This window comes from Microvirga makkahensis (genome assembly GCF_009830105.1).
In the GTDB taxonomy this organism is placed as follows: domain Bacteria; phylum Pseudomonadota; class Alphaproteobacteria; order Rhizobiales; family Beijerinckiaceae; genus Microvirga; species Microvirga makkahensis.
On the sequence record NZ_WURB01000009.1, the window covers coordinates 141,376 to 162,418 of the forward strand.

Consider the following 21,043-nt stretch of genomic DNA (forward strand, 5'->3'; position numbering starts at 1 on the left):
CTCCCTCTGTCTGTGAGCTGACAGGAACAGAAGCAACTGCGATCCGTTTTGCTAGGCTTGCCGAGTGGTCATCTCGCTGACTGCCGGGTTCCTCTCGGGCAGCGCGGCACTGGTGAGCCGGGGATTCGACAGCAACGTGGAGGGCGCTTCCGCAGGGGCGATGATCTGGCGGCTACACGGAGAGGAACGCGAGATCAGCCCTCACGGCCTGACGCGGCGAAAGAAGACCGCCCTGTCGGTCGTCGCGGCCGCATTCTGGATCGTGGTGGCCTTCATTCTCTATGAGGCGGTCAGCACGTTCATCGCGCAGAAAGCCCCGGCTTTCTCCTGGCTCGGCATCGGCATTCTGGTCGTGGCTCTCGTGGTCAATCCAGTCCTGGCCTGGGGCAAGTATCATTACGGCAAGAAGCTAGACGCCAAGTCGCTCAAGTACGACGCCAACGACACGCTGATCTGCCAGTATCAGACGGTCGTGGTGCTGGCCGGGCTCATTCTCACGGAGACCATGGGCTGGTGGTGGGCCGATCCCGTAGCGACTCTGGTCATCGTGTCCTACATCGCTTGGGAGGGCGTCGAGGCGGCCCGCGACGCCTGGCGCGTGGACCCGGACGAAGCCGGCATGGAAGCGCAGGCTGCATAGGCGGCGGAATGCGGGGGCTTGCGTTTGAGCGACTTCCCGTTCCGACCAGTGTGCCGGGCCTCGCGCTGGACATCCTGCTTTCTTAGTTGCGTCATTTCCCCGAGACGAGCACCGGTATAGGCCATGAGCCACGGCACCCGTTTCTTGGCGGCCTAGGTTTTCGGGCGCTCTCGTCCGCGCTGCGCATGGAGAGCGTGTCTGAGGATAGCTTCGGCTTCCGCATCGGTGAGATCCGGCCACCGCAGTCGCTGCGGCTTGCCGAGATCCAGGGTTACGCCCTCGGCGGGATTGCAGCTCGTGAGATTGCTCTTGCGCGCCCAGCCGAGGACCGCCTTCAGGGCGACGAGATCGAAGTCCTTGACGGTCTTCGCTGCAACCAGTTTGCCTGTGCGTGAATTGATAGAAGCCAGCCGATGGTTCTTGAATCCGAGAACATCCTCGCGACGCACCCGGTGCGGATCATCATGATCGAGATAAGTGATCAGGTTCTCGATGGTCTGGCGGTCGCTCTCGTGGGTGCTCGGCTTACGCCCTGTGGCCTTGCCCGTTTGTATCGCCATCCTGCGTCTTGGGCAGCCCTGCCGACCTCCCTCAGCAGCTTCAGCCGTGTTTCGGCGTTCGACCTCCAGGCCATGCTTCGTCAGGACCCGGGAGGCGAGCCTACCGAAGCGCATCTCAAGCCCCTCCGGGCTGGCTTCGGACGCCGGCTTCGGATGGCAGGAATGAATTCACTTGCGCCGTCAGGTCAGCCCCAAACAACACGGCGGCTGCCGCTTGGTCATTGACTTTCCCCTAGCTCAGTTGCGGGCGCTTGGCTGATCGGGCCTTCGAGAATGGCGCGATTGATCGCCTTAGCGCGCCCCATTCCGCAGGCGATCCGGGGTCCTCCTCAAATCACTCGACGTACAGCCGACAGATCTCGCCGGACAGAGCGATGATCTGCTTGTATGTAAGCGGTGCCGGTCCCTGCTCGATGGCTTCGAACAGCCGCCGGAAGCGCGCTTCCGCGATGCCGATGCGGGCCTTTGCCGCTCACTCCGCAGCGGCGGGGACTCAATAACGAAAAGCCGACCACGTACGCGCTGGGACACCCTGCCGGGCACGTTCTTCTCGAACTGGCGATACGAGGAATCGGGGCGGCTCGTTGGACGTGTCATTTGAAGGCTCATGGCTCTTCAACCGGTTCGGTCCACCGGCGTCAGATCATTCAGCCTGCAAGATAAGGCCTTCAAGCACTTAGGGGAGGAATGGTGCCCAGGGGCGGAATCGAACCACCGACACTGCGATTTTCAGTCGCATGCTCTACCAACTGAGCTACCTGGGCATCCGATGCGCGGCTGGTGCCGTGCGCGTCGTGGGCGGTTGTATAGTCAGACCTTCGCCGCCTGTCCAGCCGCCGGAAGAGAATTTTTTAGAAGAAATTTTATTGACCGTCTTCCCGCGCGTCCTCGCCGCGGTCCTCCGGATCGTCCACGGCGGGAATGGCGTAGCTGCCCGACAGCCAGCGGTTCAAATCCACGTCCGCACAGCGCTTGGAGCAGAAGGGCTTGTAGTCCAGGATAGTCGGCTTGCCGCAGATCGGGCATGTGCCGGTGGATGCCAGGGGCTTGTTCTCGTTGGCAGGGTCCATGCCTCGCTCCTTCTCCGATCAGGCAGCGTCGAGCCAAGTGGAGCGTACGGGGAAGCCCTCCCCATCGAGCAGCACAACCGCCTCGTAGAGGGGCAGCCCCACCACGTTGGTGTAGGAGCCGACCAGCTTCACCACAAAAGTGCCGGCAAGCCCCTGAATGGCATAGCCGCCCGCCTTTCCGCGCCACTCGCCCGACGCGAGATAGCGCTCGAACTCCTCACGGGAGAGACGCTTGAAGCGCACGCGGGTTTCCACGAGGCGATCGCGGATCGAATCCTTGGGGGTGATGAGGCAGACGGAGGTGTAGACCCGATGAGCCCGGCCCGACAACATACGCAGGCACCCGGCCGCCTCGTCCTCTACCTCGGCCTTGGGCAGAATGCGCCCGCCGGAGACCACCACCGTATCGGCGGACAGGATATAGGCGTCCTTCAGGTCCTCGCGGTTGCGGGCCGTCTTTCGGGCGACTTCCGCCTTGGAGCGGGCGAGACGCTTGGCGAGGTCCTTGGGGCCCTCGTTCTTCAAGGGGGTTTCGTCCACATCGGCGGGCAGAAGGGCATCGGGCTCGATCCCGGCCTGCTGCAGCAGGGCGAGCCTGCGGGGCGAGGCGGAAGCCAGAACGAGCTTCGGACGCCCGCTGGGATTCGACAGCTCGGAAGAGGACGCCACTTTGATCTCCACGCTCCAGGGCCATTGAAGCCCTTCACGATAATTGATTACCAGCCGGGCGAAGGCTACGCCCGGTCACAACATGGCACCTGCAACGCTTGATTCAAGCGTCAGGGGGCGCCTCGGCTTCCGGCGCTTCGGGCTGCGGGGCGGAAGCGACTCTGACGGCGTCCGCGCGCTCGAGCTGGCGGTAGCGCATGACGCTGAGGGGAATCGAGCCGAGGAAGAGAACCGTGATGCCGGTCAGCATCTCCCAGGGAAAGTTCACCAGCAGCCCGAAGACCGCCACCGACAGCACGAAGATCGGCAGCACCCAATGGCGCGGAACGTTCAGGCCGATGGTCTTGCCCGAATAGACCGGGATGGTGGACACCATCAGAAAGGCGAGCCCCAGCAGGTAGACGAGCGCGATGGGAGCGATCGCAGGACCGATGGGAAAGCCCAGAAACGAGAGGTAGAGAGGCAGCATCGAGGTCAGCGCCCCTGCTGGAGCGGGCATGCCGGTGAAGAAGTTCTTCTTCCATTCGGGCCGATGCGGATCGTCGAGCATCACGTTGAAGCGGGCGAGCCGCAGAACCATCGCGATGGCGAAGACCAGCACGGCGATCCACCCGATCGCCTTCAGCTCGTTCAGCAGGAAGCTGTAGAGAATAAGGGCGGGCGTCACGCCGAAATTGACGAAATCGGCCAGGGAATCCAGCTCCGCGCCGAAGCGGGAAGTGCCCTTCAGCAGCCGCGCCACTCGCCCGTCGACCCCGTCCAACAGGGCTGCCACCACGATGGCGACGACCGCGGGTTCATAGCGCCCCTCGAAGGCGAGCCTGATCGCGGTGAGCCCCAGGCACAGGGCGATGAGGGTGATGATGTTGGGAACGATGACGCGGAACGGAACGGGTTTGAAGAGCCGCTTGCGCGGTTCGTTCGGATCCGGGGCGAAGGGCGGGAAAAGATCACTCATGGCATGAACCTAACGCATCGCACGGAAAAGTGGACCCGGTTTTCGCGAGCGTGGCCCTTCGGGTCAGAGATCGGGGCTTTCGGAGAAAGGGAGCCGCCTGACCGGAAGGGCGAGCCGCGCGGCGTACGGAATTGAGAAAGAGCAAACTGCTGTGGACAGTTTCGTCCGGGAAGCCCGGCAGGCGGGAACCTGCCCCTCCTGCCGCGCGGGATCAGCCGTTCCGGTACTGGCGGGCGGGCTCGTTGGCGGTCAGGTCCGCCAGAACCGTCTCCCCCGCGACGGCCGTCTGGCCGAGGCCCACGAGAACCTGGGCGCTCATCGGAACATAGATGTCCAGACGGGACCCGAAGCGGATCAGACCGAAGCGCTCGCCGGTGCTCAACGTGTCGCCCACCTTCACGAAGGAGACGATGCGGCGCGCCACGAGGCCCGCGATCTGCACCACGCCGATGCGGGTGCCCGCCGTCTCGATGACGAGGGCGTTGCGCTCGTTGTCCTCACTGGCCTTGTCGAGCTCGGCATTGAGGAAAAGACCAGGACTATAAAGGATTTGCTCGATCCGGCCCGTCACCGGTGAGCGGTTCACGTGGCAGTCGAATACGTTCATGAAGACCGAGATCCGGGTCATCGGTTCGGGCGGCAGGCTGAGTTCGGCCGGAGGAACCGCTGTGGTGATCAGGTTCACTCGCCCGTCCGCCGGGGAGACGACGAGGCCCTCGCGCAGAGGGGTCACGCGCGGCGGATCGCGGAAGAAGTAGCAGACCCATACGGTGAGGATGGTGCCGATCCAGCCCAGCGGCGACCACAGCCAGGCCAGGACGATGGTCGCGAACAGCGCGATCAGAATGAAGGGATACCCCTCCTTGTGGATCGGGACGAAGATGCGGCGCATCGATTCGAGGATATCGGTCATTCTCTTGGAGCCTTGCTGGAGCATGATCAGAGCAAGTGGAAACCGGCTGCTCGCCCGGATCATGCGGCAAAAAAACGAATCGAGAGCTTGACCCTGTTTCAAGGAGACTTGATCAAGCTCTTGAGTTTGCGAGGGGATGGCAGGCGGAGAGGCTTCCGTCAACCTGCCGCGGTTTCTTCCGCCCGATCCTTCGGCCGGTCTTCCTCTTCAGCGCGCTTCAGGGTCTCGCGGGCTTGGTCGGCCTCGCGCTGACGGTTCCACATGGAGGCATAGACCCCGCCGAGCGCCAGAAGGCTCGCGTGATTACCCCGCTCCACGATGCGCCCGTGGTCGAGGACGATGATCTCGTCAGCCCCGATGACGGTGGACAGCCGATGGGCGATCACCAGGGTGGTGCGGCCGCGGCTGACCCGGTCGAGAGCGTCCTGGATCTCCTTCTCCGTGAAGGTGTCCAGGGCCGAGGTCGCCTCGTCGAGGACGAGGATCGGCGGGGCCTTCAGGATCGTGCGGGCAATGGCCACGCGCTGCTTCTCGCCGCCCGAGAGCTTGAGGCCACGCTCGCCCACGGGGGTGTCGTATCCCTCCGGCAGGAGACCGATGAATCGGTCGATCTGGGCGAGGCGCGCGGCCTCCCTCACCTCTTCCTGGGTCGCGTCCCAACGGCCGTACCGGATGTTGTATCCGATCGTGTCGTTGAACAGCACGGTATCCTGCGGGACCATGCCGATGACCTTGCGCAAGCTCGACTGCTGCACGTCCGCAATGTCCTGCCCGTCGATGAGGATGCGGCCGCTCGTGGGCTCGTAGAAGCGGAACAGCAGGCGCGAGATGGTCGACTTGCCCGCGCCCGAAGGCCCGACGATGGCGACCGTGTGCCCCGCCGGCACCTCGAAGGTCACGCCCTTCAGGATGGGACGCTCCGGAATATACGAGAAATGCACGTCCTCGAAGCGCACGATGGCCTGTTTGACCTCGAGCGGCTTCGAATCCGGCTTGTCCTGGATTTCCGGGTTGCGCTCGATGATGTCGAACATGTCGTCGATGTCGATGAGCGCCTGCTTGATCTCGCGATAGAGCATGCCCATGAAGTTCAGCGGGATGTAGAGCTGGACCAGCATGGCGTTGACGAGCACGAAGCTGCCGACGGACACGCGGCCCGCCATGATGTCCCGGGCCGCCAGGACCATCACGATCGCCATGCCGATGGAGAAGATCACCGCCTGACCGGCATTGAGCACGGCAAGGGAGGTATAGGTCTGGGTGGAGGCCCTCTCGTAGCGCTCCATCGAGCGGTCGTAGCGGGCGGTTTCCCGCTGCTCGGCGCCGAAATACTTCACCGTCTCGTAGTTCAGCAGGGAATCGACCGCCTTCGTATTGGCATCCGTGTCGGAGTCGTTCATCTGCTTGCGAATGGAAATTCGCCACTGGGTCGCCTTGTACGTATAGGCGAGGTAGATCACCACCATCACGAAAACGACGGCGGAATAGACCCAGTCGAACTCCCAGGCCAGGAGTCCCAGCACCAGCACGAACTCGAGAATGGTGGGAACCAGGGTCAGCACCACGAGACGCGAAAGATCCTCGATGCCTTCGCGGCCGCGCTCCAGAACGCGAGTCAGGCCGCCTGTCTTGCGCTCGAGATGGAAGCGCAGCGAAAGGCGGTGCATGTGCTCGAAGGCCTGGAGCGCCAGCTTACGCACCGCATGCATGGCGACCTTCGCGAAGAGCCCGTCGCGAACCTGCGTCAGCACCGCCATGAGTATGCGCGTGACGCCGTAGACGAGGGTGAGCAGGATCGGCGACTTCCATAACCAGGAGCCGGAGGCGGCGGCCGCCTCGGTCGCCAGGTTCCCGCTGCCCGTGACAGCCACCAGGGCATCCGTCGCCCATTTGAAGGCGAACGGCGTCACCATGGTCACGCCCTTGGCGACGAGGAGCAGGCCGAAGGCCAGAAAGACACGGCGCTGGAGGTCGGCTCGTCCCTGCGGCCAGAGATAGGGCCAGAGCTTCGTCCAGGTTGCGGACAAGCCTTTGGGCCTGAGCACGGCGGCGCTCGTCGGGGGGACCGAGGAAGTGGGAGGCATGACCAGAGAATCCGAATGAACCGTCGGCCCCGATATAAGGGTTCGGAGACAGGAATTCACCCCGCGGCGTTCACGGCCCCATCAGGCTAGTTGGTTTTCCGTTCCTCGCTGCTGGGAAGCACGAAAACCTGTCCCGGATAGATGAGATCCGGATTGCGGATCTGGTCCTGGTTCGCCCCGTAAATGACGGTATAGCGGTAACCGCTACCGTAGATCCGCTGGCTGATCCGCCAGAGATTGTCGCCCCGGGAGACGATCGCGGTGTTGATGTTCGGGATCACGATCGTTCCGGCCGCAGCCACCTGGGCTTCGGCGCTGGCCCTCGCGGCTGGCTGCCCCTGGGTGGACGGAGATTGCGACGGCGGCGTCGTGCCCGGCGCCTCCCGCCGGGAGGAAGCCACCTGCACAGGCACGTTGAAAGCGACCTCGGCGCGGGATTTCACTTGGCCGGAGACCGGATCCACATCGTCGAGACGAATGCGGTAATCGCCCGGCCGGACGCCAGAGCCGATGGAGAAGGAGACCTTTCCGTCAGCCCCTGCCCCGCCGGGAGCGATAAGGGCGTCGTTGAGATACAGGCGGACCGTCGCGCCCGGAGCCGAGACGCCGGACACGAAGAGCTTTCCTTCCTCGGTCTCGACGCTCACGATCTTGATCTCGGGCCGCGGCGCAGGCTGTGCCGGCGGCTCGGGGGCGGCATTCGCCTGCTGCTGCGGCGGCTGCGGCGCAGGCTGAGCGGGCCCTTCGGGTTGCGCCGGTTGCTCGGGCTCCTTCGGCGCATTCTGCGCGACCTGCGGCTCCGGCGGCTCCGGGTTGGAGAGGACGACCGTCGGCTGGTCCGGCGTGGTCAAGGTCACCAGGGGCCGCTTCTGGGCCGCGTCGATCACCACCGTCACGCTCTGGGTGGAGCGCTGGCGGGCCCCGTCCGGCGCAATCGATTGCAGCACGATCTGGTGCGAGCCCGGCGGCAGGGCCGGAGGCACGATGGCGAAAAGCCCCGAAGCATCCGCGACGGCCCGGGAGTGGACCTGATCGCCTCTCAGGAGTTCGATGGTGGCGCCCGGAGCGGCGCGCCCTGCAATCACGCTTTCGCCATTGGGCTCGACCCGGACGAGATCGAAGGAGGGCACGATGGGAGCCTCGGCTGCCTTGGGAGCCGGGGCTCTGGTCTCCGCAGGCTTGGCGGGCGCGGACTCGGCCGGAGGGCTCTGCTGCGGCGCGGGCTGCTGGATGGCCGCCTGGGGCGCGGCTGCCGAGCCCGGGGGTTCAGGGGTGCTGGGCCAAGCCCAGTAGAGGGCGCCGACAAGAACCGCCACGACGCCGGCTGCCGCCGCGCCGAGAATCGCGATCGTTCCTTTGATTTCCGTTGCCTGCGCCATGTGCTTTTTCTCTACCGGGGCACTTTCGTGCATTTAAACCGTTTATCTTTCAAAAGGCTACGGCCATAAAAGGGAATCTCTATGTTTTATGATACAACGCGGGAGGCTCCCCTCCTCCCCGAAGTGCCCATGTCAGATCTCAAACCCATCAAATCCATCTGTGTTTACTGCGGCTCCGGATTCGGAGACGATCCGGTCTTCGCCGAAACGGCGGCGGCACTGGGTCGAGCCATGGCCGAGCAGGAAATCAATCTCGTCTATGGCGGGGGCAATGTGGGCCTGATGGGCACGATTGCCCAGGCCGTGCTCGACCATGGCGGTTATGTCACGGGCATCATCCCGGACTTCCTGAAGTCGCGCGAAAAGCTCCTCGACGAGGTCCAGGAGACCATCGTCGTGTCGGACATGCACACCCGCAAGCGTATGATGTTCGAGAGAGCGGACGCCTTCGTGGCGCTCCCCGGCGGCATCGGAACGCTGGAAGAACTCGTGGAACAGATGACCTGGGCGCAGCTCGGCCGCCACACGAAACCGATTCTGATGCTCAGCACCAAAGGTTTCTGGAAGCCGCTTCTCACCCTCTTCGCCCATATGCGCGACCAGGGCTTCATCCGCGCGGGCCTGGAACTCAATTATCTGGTGGCCGAAAAGGTCGAGGACGTGATTCCCATGCTCGAGGCTTCCGCCCGCCGCATCGGCATCGTCGAGAATGCGGATCTGATCGAAACGAAGTTCTGAATCGGCCGCTCATCCTGCGCGGGACAGAACCAGCCCGCCCAGGATGAGCAGCGCCGCCACGACGCGCTGCCAGGAAATTTCCTGAACCGGAAGCCCGAAGGCGCCGACGGCGTCGAGCACCAGAGCCGCGATCACCTGCCCGAACACCAGCGCCGCCACGGTGCTCACCGCGCCGAGCTGCGGCACGCCCCAGATCACGATCGCTACGTAGAACGCGCCGAGGACCCCACCGAGCCATGCCCACCAGGGCGCGGAGGCGATGGCGCTGCCCGTGGGCAGGACGCCGCGAAACGCACTGACGGCCGCCAGGATCACGAAACCGATGCCGAACGAGATGCAGGCTGCCAGCAGCGGGTCACCGAGAGCGCGCGCGAGCGCCGCGTTGATGGGGGCCTGCGACGACAGAAAGACGCCGCCGATGAGAATGCCGGACAGGGGCAGGAGGAGCGAAAGGTTCATTGGATCGACTTGGTTCTGGAATGAACGGTTCATAGCGTATCAGGGAGAAATGTGGACCCGGTTTTCCGCGCCTCTCCGTTCCCCCCGGCTCCCTCTCATGTCATCACCGGCACAGGGCCGGTGATTCCGATCCATGGGAGCGCTTGCGTCCTTCGCATGGGGATGGCCGGAACTGATCCCCGGATCAAGTCCGGAGACGACCATGACATGACGAATGGGCCTCAGGCACTCTTGCCGATGCGCATCGCCCGGACGTTGTGACCGCCAGCCTCTACCCCTCCTCACAAGGGGAGCGAAGAAAGCCGGCACCTCTCTACAGCATCGCCCCGCTCTTGAGCAGCTTGTAGATCATGGAATCGGTCAGCGCCTGGAACGAGGCATCGATGATGTTCGCGGACACCCCGATGGTGGTCCAGCGATCGCCCGACGCATCGGCGAATTCGATCAGCACGCGGGTCACGGCATCCGAACCGCCCTGGTAGATGCGCACCTTGTAATCCACCAATTCCAGATCTTGGATCAGATGCTGATACTTGCCGAGATCCTTGCGCAGGGCGACGTCGAGCGCGTTAACCGGGCCGTTCCCCTCGGCTGCAGAGATGAGAACCTCGTCGCCCACGCGCACCTTCACGATGGCTTCCGATGCGGTGACGAGTTCGCCCATCGCGTTGTAGCGGCGCTCCACGTTCACCGAGAATCGCTCCACGTCGAAGAAGGCCGGCACCTCGCCGAGCATCCGCTTGACCAGCACGTAGAAGGAGGCGTCCGCGCCTTCGAAGGCGAAGCCCTCCGCCTCCTTGCGCTTCACCTCGTCGAGCACGCGCCCGATGCGCGGGTCGCCTTTCTCCAAAGAGAAGCCGCAACGCTTGAGCTCCGCGAGAATGTTGGACTGCCCGCCCTGATCGGAGACGAGAACCTTGCGCAGGTTGCCGACGACCTCGGGCTCCACATGCTCGTAGGTGCGCGGGTCCTTCAGAACGGCGGAGGCATGGATTCCCGCCTTGGTTGCGAAGGCGCTCGCACCGACGAATGGCGCGTGCCGGTTGGGCTGGCGGTTGAGGATCTCGTCCACCTGCCGCGAGACATGGGTGAGCCCGCCCAGCGCCTCGTCCGCGACGCCGAGATCGAAGCGGGAGGCATAAGCATCCTTCAGCTTCAGCGCGCCGATAAGCGTGATGAGGTTCGCGTTGCCGCAACGCTCGCCGAGGCCGTTGAGCGTGCCCTGGACATGCCGCGCGCCCGCCTCCACCGCCGCGAGCGAATTGGCGACGGCGCAGCCGCAATCGTCATGGGCGTGGATGCCCAGATGCGCGCCCGGCACGACGGCTGTCACGGTCTCCACGATCTGCGTCACCTCGTGAGGCAGCGTGCCGCCGTTGGTGTCGCAGAGCACGACCCAGCGCGCGCCCGCCTCGTAAGCCGTCTTCGCGCAGGAGAGCGCATAATCCGGATTGGCCTTGTAACCATCGAAGAAGTGCTCGCAATCGACGATCACCTCGCGCCCCCTGGCACACGCGGCCTCGACGCTGTCCCGGATTCCGGCGAGGTTCTCGTCGAGCGTCGTCTCGAGCGCCACGCGCACGTGATAGTCCCAGGATTTCGCCACGAAGCAGATCGCGTCGGCCTGGGCCTCCAACAGAGCCGAAACGCCGGTGTCGTTCGAGACCGAGCGCCCCGCCCGCTTGGTCATGCCGAAGGCCGTGAACTTGGCGTTCTTGGTGCGCTTCTCCGAGAAGAAGGTGGTGTCGAGGGGATTCGCGCCCGGATAGCCACCCTCCACGTAATCGATGCCGAGCCGGTCGAGCAGCGTGGCGATGGCTCGCTTGTCGTCGAGCGAGAAATCGACGCCGGTGGTCTGCGCCCCGTCGCGCAATGTGGTGTCGAAGAGATAGACGCGCTCGCGGGTCATGACGACAGCTTCCTGTCCTCGGCAGGCGCGAGGCGCTTTTCCATCGTGGTGGTTCCGAGCCACTCGTCGCCGAGCGACAATGTGTTGCGGCGCTGAGGCTGGAAGCCGTGCTTCTGGAAAAAGGGCTGCGCGTTGTCGCTGACCTCCGCCACGAGGCGCTTCGCGCCGCGTGCGGTGGCGAGCTTCTCGACCGCGTCGTAGAGCATGGTGCCGATCCCCTGCCCCGCTGCGGCGGGATGCACGTGGAACAGCTCGATCAGCTCGTTGTCCTTGAGCGCGATGAAGCCGACGGCCGAGCCTTCGACCGTCGCGACGAGGGTGAGATCCTTCGCCAGCCTTCCGGCGAAATCCTCCTCCTCGGCCTGGAGCATCCAGGCCTCCTGCTGGGCCTCGCTGTAATCCTCGCCCGTCAGCTCCTCGATGCTCGCCTGGAAGATCTCGACAAGCGTCGGAAGGTCGGCGGGAAGGAAGGGACGGAGTCCCGGTTTCGACAACGACTGTCCCATCAGCATGCCTCCCAGCTCGATGCGCGGGCGACTGCGCGTCCGTCACCACCGGCCCTGTGTCGGGGGTCCCGATCATGGAAGGCGCCGCGCTTTTCTTCGCCGGGACGGCCGGGACGAGCCCGGCCATGACGATCGGAGACAATTTTGGTCATCGCGCGACCTCCCAGGTGGTGGTGCCGTCCTTGTTGTCCTTCACCACGACGTTGAGCGCCGCGAGTTCGTCGCGGATGCGGTCGGACTCGGGCCAGTTCTTCGCGGCGCGCGCTTCCTTGCGGGCGGCAATCAGGCGCTCGATCACGGCGGGATCGACTGCGAGCGAAGCCCGCTTGCGGGCCTTCCAGCCCTCCACCCCTTCCCGTAGGAAGCCCATCGCGCGCAGATTGGCACCGAGCTCGTCATGGGCGCCCTCGCCGTCGAGAGCATGCAGCTCCGCCAGCATCTTCGGCGTGTTGAGGTCGTCGGCAAGCGCTTCGACGATATGTTCCGACCACTGCGCCCTCTCGCCGTGACCGGCCAGCTCGTACCATCGGTCGAGGGTCTTCTGGCTCTCCTCGAGCCCCTTCACGGTCCAGTCGATCGGCTGGCGATAATGGGTGCGCAGCATGTTGAAGCGCAGCACCTCGCCGGGCCAATCCTTCAGCAGGTCATGGATGGTGAAGAAGTTGCCCAGTGACTTCGACATCTTCTCTCCTTCCACCTGCAGGAAGCCGTTGTGCATCCAGACATTGGCCATGCGCGGTGTCTGGAAAGCGCAGCAGCTCTGCGCGATCTCGTTCTCGTGGTGCGGGAACACGAGGTCGATGCCGCCGCCATGGATGTCGAAAATCTCGCGTTCCGTCGGGTCGCTGCAGGAAAGCCGCGTCTCGAAGGCCTGGATCAGGTGCTTCCAGGACATGGCGGAGCACTCGATATGCCAACCGGGTCGGCCCGGAGTCTTGATCCCTGCCGGAGACGGCCAGGCCGGATCCTGCGGCCCCGAGGGCTTCCAGAGCACGAAATCCATCGGATCGCGCTTGTAGGGAGCCACGTCCACACGTGCGCCGGAGAGCAGTTCGTCGAGGGAGCGCTTCGAGAGTGCGCCGTATTTCGGCAGCCCAGACAGCTCCTGCATGCTGGCGACGGAGAAGAGCACGTGGTCCTCTGCCACGTAAGCATTACCCCTTTCGATCAGCCGCTCGATGATCATACGCATCTCGCTGATGTGCTCGGTGGCCCTAGGTTCCACGAAGCTGGGCCGTATGCCGGGGATGTTCACGTCCTCCGGCATGAGGACGCCGAGCGCCTGGATGTCGGCGTGGAACTGCTCCTCGGTCTTCAGGGTCACCTCACGGATGGCCTCGTTGTGAGGCAGGCCCGGATAATCGCGGGCGGCGCGGGCGTTAATCTTGTCGTCCACATCCGTGATGTTGCGCACATACGTTACGGCTTCCGCACCGTAAACATGTCTCAGCAGACGGAACAGAAGGTCGAAGACGATAATGGGGCGGGCGTTACCGATATGTGCATAGTCGTAGACCGTGGGGCCGCAGACATACATGCGCACGTTCCCGGGGTCGATCGGGACGAAAGCGTCCTTCGACCGAGTGAGTGTGTTGTAGAGCTTCAGCTGAGGCGCCATGAAACCAAGTCCCTGTCAGGCCACAAGGCCGGAGTTTGGTTTCATTCTTGGAATGAGAACGAGACGGCTCCAGCCAGCGTGGCGCGCTAGCCGCAAATAATCCCGGAAATGAGGATTGTTGCCGTGTTCATGAAACAATCAATGCCTCGTCGGCGGACAGGCGTCAAGGTTCCCGTGCCAATGAGCACAGTTCATTTGCACACATGCAAGAAACGGGTCTTTACCAAACCCGTTAGACCTTTATTCACGGGCTTCCGTGATACTGAAGCACGAATTCAATCAATGAGGTTTTCTATGCGCCGCGCATATGCCGTGCTCGGGTTGGGCACAGCCGTGTTCCTTGCTGCCGCGTCCTTGACGCTGCTTCCGAACGGCACACAGGCCTCATCGACCGAAGCGACCTTCCTCGTCCCTGCCGCCGATGGCTACGGCGTCGCGGAATGTCTCATCTCAAACCAGGCTTGTGGCCAAGTTGTGGCAGACACCTGGTGCGAGGCTCAAGGCTATGCCCGAGCCGTTTCGTTCCGGCAGCTCCGGATCGAGGAGACGACAGGCTCCATCCAGAAGGTGTCGATCAAAACCGACGAGCTCCGCCCGATCTCGGTCACCTGCTCGAACTGATTCCGTCCCACAGTAACGCTGGCGGCAAACCGGTCTCAGGGCTCCCGTGAGACAGGCAGGCATGTCAGCAGGGCCCGGGCGGTCTTCAGGACAGTCCGGGTCAAGTCCGCCATCACCGGACCGACAATCCGGCTTTCCTGCCAGAACAGGGGCACCTCCAGCGGAAGCGACGGTTTCAGCGCTACCAGTCGACCGGTACGCAGGTGCTCCCTTACCGAGACTTCCGGATTCATCCCCCACCCCAACCCGGCAAGCGCGGCATCCACGAAAGCCTGCGACGAGGGCAGCCAATGGAGCGGCGGACGTATCTCCGCATCGAAGGCCTGTCGCAACCAGGCATGCTGCAGGCGGTCCTTCTGATTGAAGATCAGGCAGGGCGCGCGGGCGACCGTCTCCCGGTCGAGGCCGCCGGAGAACCAGCGTTCGACGAAACCGGGGCTGGCCGTCGCAATGTAGCGCATCGCTCCCAAAGGACGGCAGTTGCAGCCCTGGATCGGCGTTCCGTGAGAGGTCACGGCTGCCATCACTTCCCCGCGCCGCAGCCAATCCGCGCTGTAATCCTGGTCGTCGAGGACGAGATCGAACAGATACCCCGTGGCCTCCGCCATGGCCGGAATGAACCATGTGGCGAGGCTGTCTGCGTTCACGGCAATACGCAGCGTCACGGATTGCGTGTCAGCCTTGAGTCCCGGAAGGGTACGACGGAGCGAGCTTTCGAGCAGGGCGACCTGCTCCACATGCTGGCACAGGCGTTGCCCGGCTTCCGTCGGCACACAGGGCTGACCTCGGATGACGAGAACCGTCCCAATCCTTTCCTCCAGCAGCTTGATTCTCTGAGAAACCGCCGAAGGCGTCACGTTCAGGTACTGCGCCGCCCGCTCGAAGCTGCCGGTCCGGATCACGGCAGCGAGGGCGGACAGGTGGGCATAGTCCAGCATGGATTAGAACTTCTAATGTGAGAGCAGCTCTTTTAACTACCCTAATCCCATGGACGCACCTAGGGAGGATGGTCTCTCGTTTGGATCATCGACATGACCGCTTCTCTCATCGCCGGCTTCCTGCTCGGCATCAGCCTGATTCTTCCCATCGGGGCCCAGAACGCATTCGTACTGCGCGTCGGATTGCGGGGCGAGCACGTCTGGGCCGTCTGCCTGACCTGCGCCCTGTCGGACGCCGTGCTCATCCTGGCCGGCGTGTCCGGTCTGTCCCGAGTCACCGCAGCGATGCCCTGGGCGGAGACCACCCTCCTCTATTTCGGCGCCGCCTTTCTTCTGGCGTATGGCGCGCGCAGCTTCAGGGATGCGTTTCGCTCTGCTGCCTTGCGGCCATCCGAGGCCGCGCCGGCCGGCATGAAGCGTGCCGTCCTCACCTGCCTTGCCCTCACCTGGCTGAACCCGCATGTCTATCTGGACACGGTGGTTCTCATCGGCTCGATCTCGACGCAGTTTGCCCAGGGAAAGGAAGGCTTCGCCATCGGGGCCATGCTGGCGTCGTTCACGTTCTTCTTCTCCCTCGGCTACGGCGCACGCCTGCTCAAGCCGTTCTTCGCCAACCCCGCCACATGGCGCGTCCTTGACGTCGTGATCGGGCTCATCATGTGGGCGACGGCGGCGAGGCTGCTGCTGAACGGCGGCTGAGGGGCGCGCCTCACTTGTTCAGCCACTCGCCGCATTGGGCCGGAACCTCGTTGCCCCAAGGCATCAGGGGCACGGTGGAGGTCGAATTCTTGGGCGAGCCTTCGATCGGCCGGTCCGAATAGACCATGTAGACCAAGGTGTTGCGCTTGGCGTCGCAGCCGCGCACGATCTGCATCTTCTTGAAGATCAGGGAGCGCCGCTCGCTGAAGACCACGTCGCCCTGGCCGAACCGCTGCTTGAACGTCACCGGCCCGATCTGACGGCAGGAGAGCGAAATGTCCGACACCTCCTCCGCCACGCCGAACGTGCCGGAGATGCCGCCCCGCTCGGGTGTCGTATAATGGCAGGCCACGCCCTCCACGAGGGGATCGTCGATTCCGTACACCGCGAGCTTGTCGTCCGGGGTCAGGGCCCGCCAGACGGTGGACTTCTTGAAGATCAGATCCGGCTCCTGGGCCGCAGCCCCGGCGGCGGCGCCCACGACGAGGGCAAGGACCAGAGCGATTCGAGCAAGCATTCCTGTTCTCTCCCAATGCTACGCTCCATGTGGGGATGCCGCGCTCCCTTGGCGAGAGCCCGGAAGGGCTCACGCAACCTTATTTGCTCCCGGAGCCGGATGAGGGTACATGCTGCTGCTGTCCTGCAGCTTCACCCGAAGCCCGCGCGACGGTAATCACAATAGGGCCCCATTCCGGCGCCACATGACCAGTCTCTGGCCATGGCGCCGTGTCGGACCCGGTTCTGCGATCAGCTTGATGACAAAAACATTTCTTCTTCGCTCCCTCCTCGCCGTCGCGGCATTTCTCGCCGCCGGTCAGGCTGCCCTCGCCCAATCGGCCGAGTGCCAGCGCTTCCGCGCGGAACTGGCGAATCTCGAGCGCAGCGGAGGCGGGGCGCCGACCGGGCAGATGCGGGCCCAGCGGGCAGAGATCAACCGGCTGGTCCGGTACTACAATTCCATCGGATGCGAGCGCGGTCCCTTAGGCTTCCTAGCCGGGCCGCCTCCGGCCCAGTGCGGCTCCATCGCCGCGCAGATCCGCCAGCTCGAAGCCGGTTATGCCCGCCTTGCCGCTCAGGCCGTCGATCCCTCCGAGGTGGAGGTCCGCCGTCGCCAGCTCCAGATGGCCGTGCAGGAGGCCTGCTCCGCCGAACAGCCCCGGGGCTTCTTCGAGTCGCTCTTCGGCCCGCCGCGCGGTCAGCAGCCCAACCAGGTCATGCCGGAAGGTCAGCCGATCATCGCCGACGAAGGTCAGACCGCTCTGGGCGGCGGTCGCCTGATCTGTGTGAAAACCTGCGACGGCGCGTTTTTCCCGCTCACCACTCCGCCCGGCGGCCAGCAGAGTGCCGACGAGATGTGCCAGGCCCTGTGCCCCGGCACGGAGACGACCGCCTATGCCTATCCGGGCGGCGACGACGGCCTGTCCCGCGCGGTTTCTCTATCGAGCAACCGGCCCTACACGTCGCTCGCGAACGCCTTCAAGTTTCGCAAGACCTTCGATGAAAGCTGCGCCTGCAAACGGCAGGACGAGAGCTGGGCCGCCGTTCTTCGCAAGGCCGAAAGCATGCTGTCGCAGCGCAAGGGCGACATGATCGTGAGCGCCGAGAAGGCCGAGGAGCTCTCGCGTCCGAAAGCCGTTCAGGCCCGTAGGGCCGCCGAGAAAAAGGCGGACGAGGAGGAGAAGGCCGCGGCCGAGAGCGCCGACGCCGCCCCGACCGCGAGCAGGGAATCCTCCGGTATCGGCCCGCAATCCATCGAGAACACCCGCGTGGTCGGCGAGAACGAAGGCAACCAGCAGGAAGTCGTCGCCGGAAACGGCCAGAAGAAGACCGTGCGCGTGATCGCACCGGACCTCATTCCGGTGCCGACCCCGCAGAACTGATTTCCCGTCATGGCCGGGGCGGGCCCGGCCATCCACGTCTTTCGAGAACCGCCGCGCCGAAAAAGGCGTGAATCACCGGCACGAGGTCCGTGAAGACAAGAATGTACGTAAGTCCTGCCCTCCTGTGGAGGAGGGGTCACGACGCATTTTTTGTGCTATCAGGCGCCGCATGAAACCTCTCGATCACACGCGAATACAGCAAGCCTCCGGCGCGCCGGACCCGATCATCTCGGTCTCCGGCCTCTCCAAGACCTATGCCTCGGGTTTCCAGGCTCTGCGCAACGTCGATCTGGAGATCCGCCGCGGCGAGATCTTTGCGCTCCTGGGCCCCAACGGCGCCGGCAAGACGACGCTCATCAGCATCATCTGCGGGATCGTCAATCCGAGCACAGGCACGGTGACGGCTGACGGGCACGACATCATCCGCGATTACCGCCCTGCCCGCACCAAGATCGGCCTCGTCCCGCAGGAGCTTACCACGGACGCTTTCGAGAGCGTCTGGGCGACGGTGAACTTCAGCCGCGGCCTCTTCGGCAAGCCCGCGAACCCCGCCTATATCGAGAGGATCCTCAAAGATCTCTCCCTCTGGGAGAAGAAGGACGCGAAGATCATGGCCCTGTCCGGCGGCATGAAGCGCCGCGTCATGATCGCCAAAGCGCTCTCGCACGAGCCCAAGATCCTCTTCCTCGACGAACCGACGGCCGGCGTCGACGTGGAGCTCAGGCGGGACATGTGGGCCATGGTGCGCGGCCTGCGCGAGAGCGGCGTCACCATCATTCTCACCACCCACTACATCGAGGAGGCCGAGGAGATGGCTGATCGCATCGGGGTGATCAACAAGGGCGAGATCATCCTGGTGGAGAACAAGCACGTTCTGATGCAGAAGCTCGGCAAGAAGCAGCTGACCCTGCACCTTCAGAGCCCGCTCGAGGCCTTGCCCGCCGCGCTGCAATCCGAGCATCTGCAGCTCTCCACCGACGGTGCGGAGCTGATCTACACCTTCGATACCCAGAGCGAGGAGACGGGCATCGCCACGCTCCTGCGCCGGCTCAACGAGCACGGCATCGACTTCAAGGATCTTCACACCTCCGAGTCCTCGCTCGAGGACATCTTCGTCAGCCTGGTGAGGGGGCGCTCGTGAACGTTTACGGGATCAAAGCCATCTATCTCTTCGAGATGGCACGCACCTGGCGCACGCTGATGCAGAGCATCGCCTCGCCGGTTCTCTCGACATCGCTTTATTTCATCGTCTTCGGCTCGGCCATCGGCTCGCGCATGGCCCAGATCGACGGCGTAAGCTACGGCGCCTTCATCGTCCCGGGCCTGATCATGCTCTCGCTCCTGACGGAGAGCATTTCCAACGCGTCGTTCGGCATCTACATGCCGAAATTCACAGGCACGATCTACGAGATTCTCTCCGCGCCGATTTCCGCCATCGAGACGGTGATCGGCTATGTGGGCGCTGCCGCCACCAAGTCCGTGATCATCGGCACGATCATCCTTGTCACGGCGCGGCTCTTCGTAGACTTCTCGATTCAGCATCCGGTCTGGATGATCGCGTTTCTGGTGCTGACCTCCGTCACCTTCAGCCTCTTCGGCTTCATCATCGGCGTATGGGCCGACAGCTTCCAGAAGCTTCAGGTCATCCCGCTGATGATCGTGACGCCGCTCGCTTTCCTCGGCGGCAGTTTCTATTCCATCAGCATGCTGCCACCCTTTTGGCAGAAGGTCGCCCTGTTGAATCCCGTCGTCTATCTGGTCAGCGGCTTCCGCTGGAGCTTTTACGGCGTCGCGGACGTGGATGTGGGCATCAGCCTGGGCATGACCTTCGCGTTCATGCTGATCTGCCTGGCCGCGATCTGGTGGATCTTCCGGACAGGCTACAAGATCAAGGCGTGAAGCATCCCCCTCCTCGTCATGCCCGCACCTGTTGCAGGCATGACGAGGAGAATCGTTGAACGCGCTTTAAGCCGCCTGCCCCGCCAGCCGCGCCCTCACGCGCTCGGGCCCGATCAAGGGCAACAGGCTCCCAAGCTCCGGGCCGTGATCGACGCCGGTCAATACAAGGCGCAGCGGCATGAACAGGGCTCTGCCCTTCACGCCGGTCTTCGCCTTCACGGCCTCCGTCCAGGCCTTCCACGTGGTGATGTCCCAGGGTGCCGAAGGCAGCACCTCCGCCGCCGCGTCGATGAAGGTGCGATCCTCGATCACGGGCGTCACCGGGCCGCGCACGACCTTCGCCCATTCCACCGCATCCTGCACTTTGTTGAGATTGCCGCGAACCGCGTTCCAGAAGGCTTCGCCCAGATCCGCATCGAGCGCGGCGAGGCGTTCGCGCACGGTGCCGTACGACATCTCGTGGATGAGGCGCGCGTTGAGGTGCTCCAGCTCGCTCTCGTCGAATTTGGCGGGCGCGCGGGAGATGTGGGAGAAGTCGATGAGCCTGGCGAGCTCGTCGAGATCCGCCACGGGGCGAACCGCCTCCGCCGAGCCGACGAGCACGGCGAGCGACGCCACGGCCTGGGGCTCGAGCCCCGCATCGCGCAGGCCCTTCACCGAGAGGTGGCCAAGTCGCTTTGACAACCCCTCGCCGCTCGCCGTGATCAGCAAACTGTGATGGGCGAAGGTGGGAGCGGCGGCGCCAAGTGCCTCGAAGATCTGGATCTGCACCGCCGTGTTGGTGACATGGTCCTCGCCGCGGATCACGTGGGTGATCTTCAGGCCGATGTCGTCCACGACGGATGGCAGGGTATAGAGATAGGTGCCGTCCTCGCGCACCAGAACGGGATCGGAAAGCGAGCCGCAATCCACGTGGCATTCGCCCCGCACGAGGTCGTTCCATGCCACGTTCACGTGATCGAGGCGGAAACGCCAATGGGGTTTGCGCCCCTCGGCCTCAAGCTTTGCGCGGTCATCGTCCGTGAGCTTCAGGGCGGCGCGATCGTAGATCGGCGGCAGGCCCCGGGCGAGCTGGCGCTTGCGGCGGAACTCAAGCTCCTCCGGCGTCTCGTAGCAGGCATAGAGGCGGCCCACGTCCCTTAGCCGCTCGGCGGCGGCATCGTAGAGGTCGAAGCGCTCCGACTGGCGTACAGTCACGTCCGGCGGGATGCCCAGCCATGTGAGATCGGCCTCGATGGAATCCGCGTATTCCTGCTTCGAACGCGCGAGATCCGTGTCGTCGAAGCGCAGGATGAAGATTCCCCCTTCGCGACGCGCGAAAAGCGCGTTGAGCAGGGCCACGCGGGTATTGCCGATATGAATGTGCCCGGTCGGGGACGGGGCGAAGCGGACGATGGGTTTGGACATGGCCAACCTATGGCGAAGGGAGCGAGGCGGCGCAAGGGGGACGCGGATCGGACAACAAGGCTCCTTATCGTTTCCCCGTGAGGGGCAGGGGGTTTG

21 protein-coding genes and 1 tRNA gene are annotated in these 21,043 nt (G+C 64.1%); 7 read left to right on the plus strand and 15 right to left on the minus strand.

What is annotated here, in order from left to right; translation table 11 throughout:
• The first annotated feature begins 64 nt into the window (after positions 1-64).
• Positions 65-640 carry a cation efflux transmembrane domain-containing protein gene (locus tag GR328_RS14590; protein WP_160885254.1) on the plus strand — a complete coding sequence of 192 codons (576 nt, stop codon included), beginning with the start codon at positions 65-67 and terminating at the stop codon, positions 638-640.
• Between the two features lie 152 nt (positions 641-792).
• Here GR328_RS14590 and GR328_RS14595 read toward each other — a convergent pair whose 3' ends face one another.
• The 8 genes from GR328_RS14595 to GR328_RS14630 all read right to left on the minus strand — a co-directional run bounded on the left by GR328_RS14595 (position 793) and on the right by GR328_RS14630 (position 8,273).
• The gene (locus tag GR328_RS14595; protein WP_160885255.1) at positions 793-1,200 is read right to left on the minus strand and encodes a hypothetical protein; all 408 of its coding nucleotides are present in this window, start codon (positions 1,198-1,200) and stop codon (positions 793-795) included.
• Between the two features lie 688 nt (positions 1,201-1,888).
• Positions 1,889-1,964, minus strand: a tRNA-Phe gene (locus tag GR328_RS14600).
• A 99-nt stretch (positions 1,965-2,063) separates the two neighbouring features.
• The gene (yacG, locus tag GR328_RS14605) at positions 2,064-2,270 is read right to left on the minus strand and encodes a DNA gyrase inhibitor YacG (protein ID WP_160885256.1); all 207 of its coding nucleotides are present in this window, start codon (positions 2,268-2,270) and stop codon (positions 2,064-2,066) included.
• Positions 2,271-2,288: 18 nt separating this feature from the next.
• Positions 2,289-2,939, minus strand: a complete 651-nt coding sequence (locus GR328_RS14610) for a Maf-like protein (RefSeq protein ID WP_160885257.1) — start codon at positions 2,937-2,939, stop codon at positions 2,289-2,291.
• A 103-nt stretch (positions 2,940-3,042) separates the two neighbouring features.
• Positions 3,043-3,897, minus strand: a complete 855-nt coding sequence (pssA, locus tag GR328_RS14615) for a CDP-diacylglycerol--serine O-phosphatidyltransferase (RefSeq protein WP_160885258.1) — start codon at positions 3,895-3,897, stop codon at positions 3,043-3,045.
• A 211-nt stretch (positions 3,898-4,108) separates the two neighbouring features.
• On the minus strand, positions 4,109-4,810 hold the full coding sequence (locus GR328_RS14620; RefSeq protein ID WP_160885259.1) for a phosphatidylserine decarboxylase: 702 nt from the start codon (positions 4,808-4,810) through the stop codon (positions 4,109-4,111).
• Between the two features lie 158 nt (positions 4,811-4,968).
• Entirely contained in the window at positions 4,969-6,894 is a 1,926-nt protein-coding gene (locus tag GR328_RS14625) for an ABCB family ABC transporter ATP-binding protein/permease (RefSeq protein WP_160885260.1), read from the minus strand.
• An 86-nt stretch (positions 6,895-6,980) separates the two neighbouring features.
• On the minus strand, positions 6,981-8,273 hold the full coding sequence (locus GR328_RS14630; protein WP_160885261.1) for a LysM peptidoglycan-binding domain-containing protein: 1,293 nt from the start codon (positions 8,271-8,273) through the stop codon (positions 6,981-6,983).
• A gap of 129 nt (positions 8,274-8,402) precedes the next feature.
• Between GR328_RS14630 and GR328_RS14635 the strand changes: the two genes are divergently transcribed.
• Positions 8,403-9,011, plus strand: a complete 609-nt coding sequence (locus GR328_RS14635; protein ID WP_160885262.1) for an LOG family protein — start codon at positions 8,403-8,405, stop codon at positions 9,009-9,011.
• Between the two features lie 9 nt (positions 9,012-9,020).
• Here GR328_RS14635 and GR328_RS14640 read toward each other — a convergent pair whose 3' ends face one another.
• From GR328_RS14640 to cysS, 4 genes are all read right to left on the minus strand, one after another.
• On the minus strand, positions 9,021-9,503 hold the full coding sequence (locus tag GR328_RS14640) for a DMT family transporter (protein ID WP_246215878.1): 483 nt from the start codon (positions 9,501-9,503) through the stop codon (positions 9,021-9,023).
• A gap of 280 nt (positions 9,504-9,783) precedes the next feature.
• The gene (gene cimA, locus GR328_RS14645; RefSeq protein ID WP_160885263.1) at positions 9,784-11,379 is read right to left on the minus strand and encodes a citramalate synthase; all 1,596 of its coding nucleotides are present in this window, start codon (positions 11,377-11,379) and stop codon (positions 9,784-9,786) included.
• Positions 11,376-11,885, minus strand: a complete 510-nt coding sequence (locus tag GR328_RS14650; protein ID WP_160885264.1) for a GNAT family N-acetyltransferase — start codon at positions 11,883-11,885, stop codon at positions 11,376-11,378. Before GR328_RS14650 ends, cimA begins: the two co-directional genes overlap by 4 nt.
• Positions 11,886-12,033: 148 nt before the next feature.
• Positions 12,034-13,503, minus strand: a complete 1,470-nt coding sequence (cysS, locus tag GR328_RS14655) for a cysteine--tRNA ligase (protein WP_160885265.1) — start codon at positions 13,501-13,503, stop codon at positions 12,034-12,036.
• A gap of 294 nt (positions 13,504-13,797) precedes the next feature.
• On the opposite strand from cysS, the gene GR328_RS14660 reads away from it, so the two are divergent.
• Positions 13,798-14,124 carry a hypothetical protein gene (locus GR328_RS14660; protein WP_160885266.1) on the plus strand — a complete coding sequence of 109 codons (327 nt, stop codon included), beginning with the start codon at positions 13,798-13,800 and terminating at the stop codon, positions 14,122-14,124.
• A 35-nt stretch (positions 14,125-14,159) separates the two neighbouring features.
• On the opposite strand, the gene GR328_RS14665 is transcribed toward GR328_RS14660, so the two are convergent.
• Positions 14,160-15,062 carry a LysR family transcriptional regulator ArgP gene (locus GR328_RS14665; RefSeq protein WP_160885267.1) on the minus strand — a complete coding sequence of 301 codons (903 nt, stop codon included), beginning with the start codon at positions 15,060-15,062 and terminating at the stop codon, positions 14,160-14,162.
• Between the two features lie 93 nt (positions 15,063-15,155).
• Between GR328_RS14665 and GR328_RS14670 the strand changes: the two genes are divergently transcribed.
• A complete protein-coding gene (locus GR328_RS14670; protein ID WP_160885268.1) occupies positions 15,156-15,761 on the plus strand; it encodes a LysE/ArgO family amino acid transporter in 606 nt (201 codons plus the stop codon).
• A gap of 10 nt (positions 15,762-15,771) precedes the next feature.
• Here GR328_RS14670 and GR328_RS14675 read toward each other — a convergent pair whose 3' ends face one another.
• Entirely contained in the window at positions 15,772-16,278 is a 507-nt protein-coding gene (locus tag GR328_RS14675) for a CreA family protein (protein ID WP_160885269.1), read from the minus strand.
• Between the two features lie 238 nt (positions 16,279-16,516).
• On the opposite strand from GR328_RS14675, the gene GR328_RS14680 reads away from it, so the two are divergent.
• The 3 genes from GR328_RS14680 to GR328_RS14690 all read left to right on the plus strand — a co-directional run bounded on the left by GR328_RS14680 (position 16,517) and on the right by GR328_RS14690 (position 19,540).
• Complete coding sequence (locus GR328_RS14680) at positions 16,517-17,641, plus strand: DUF2865 domain-containing protein (RefSeq protein ID WP_160885270.1); 1,125 nt, start codon at positions 16,517-16,519, stop codon at positions 17,639-17,641.
• Between the two features lie 169 nt (positions 17,642-17,810).
• Positions 17,811-18,782 (plus strand): ABC transporter ATP-binding protein, encoded by a 972-nt coding sequence (locus GR328_RS14685; RefSeq protein ID WP_160885271.1) that lies wholly within the window; start codon positions 17,811-17,813, stop codon positions 18,780-18,782.
• The gene (locus GR328_RS14690) at positions 18,779-19,540 is read left to right on the plus strand and encodes an ABC transporter permease (RefSeq protein ID WP_160885272.1); all 762 of its coding nucleotides are present in this window, start codon (positions 18,779-18,781) and stop codon (positions 19,538-19,540) included. The genes GR328_RS14685 and GR328_RS14690 overlap by 4 nt, the downstream gene beginning before the upstream one ends.
• Before the next feature lie 66 nt (positions 19,541-19,606).
• On the opposite strand, the gene gltX is transcribed toward GR328_RS14690, so the two are convergent.
• Complete coding sequence (gene gltX, locus GR328_RS14695; RefSeq protein ID WP_160885273.1) at positions 19,607-20,947, minus strand: glutamate--tRNA ligase; 1,341 nt, start codon at positions 20,945-20,947, stop codon at positions 19,607-19,609.
• Between the last annotated feature and the right edge of the window lie 96 nt (positions 20,948-21,043).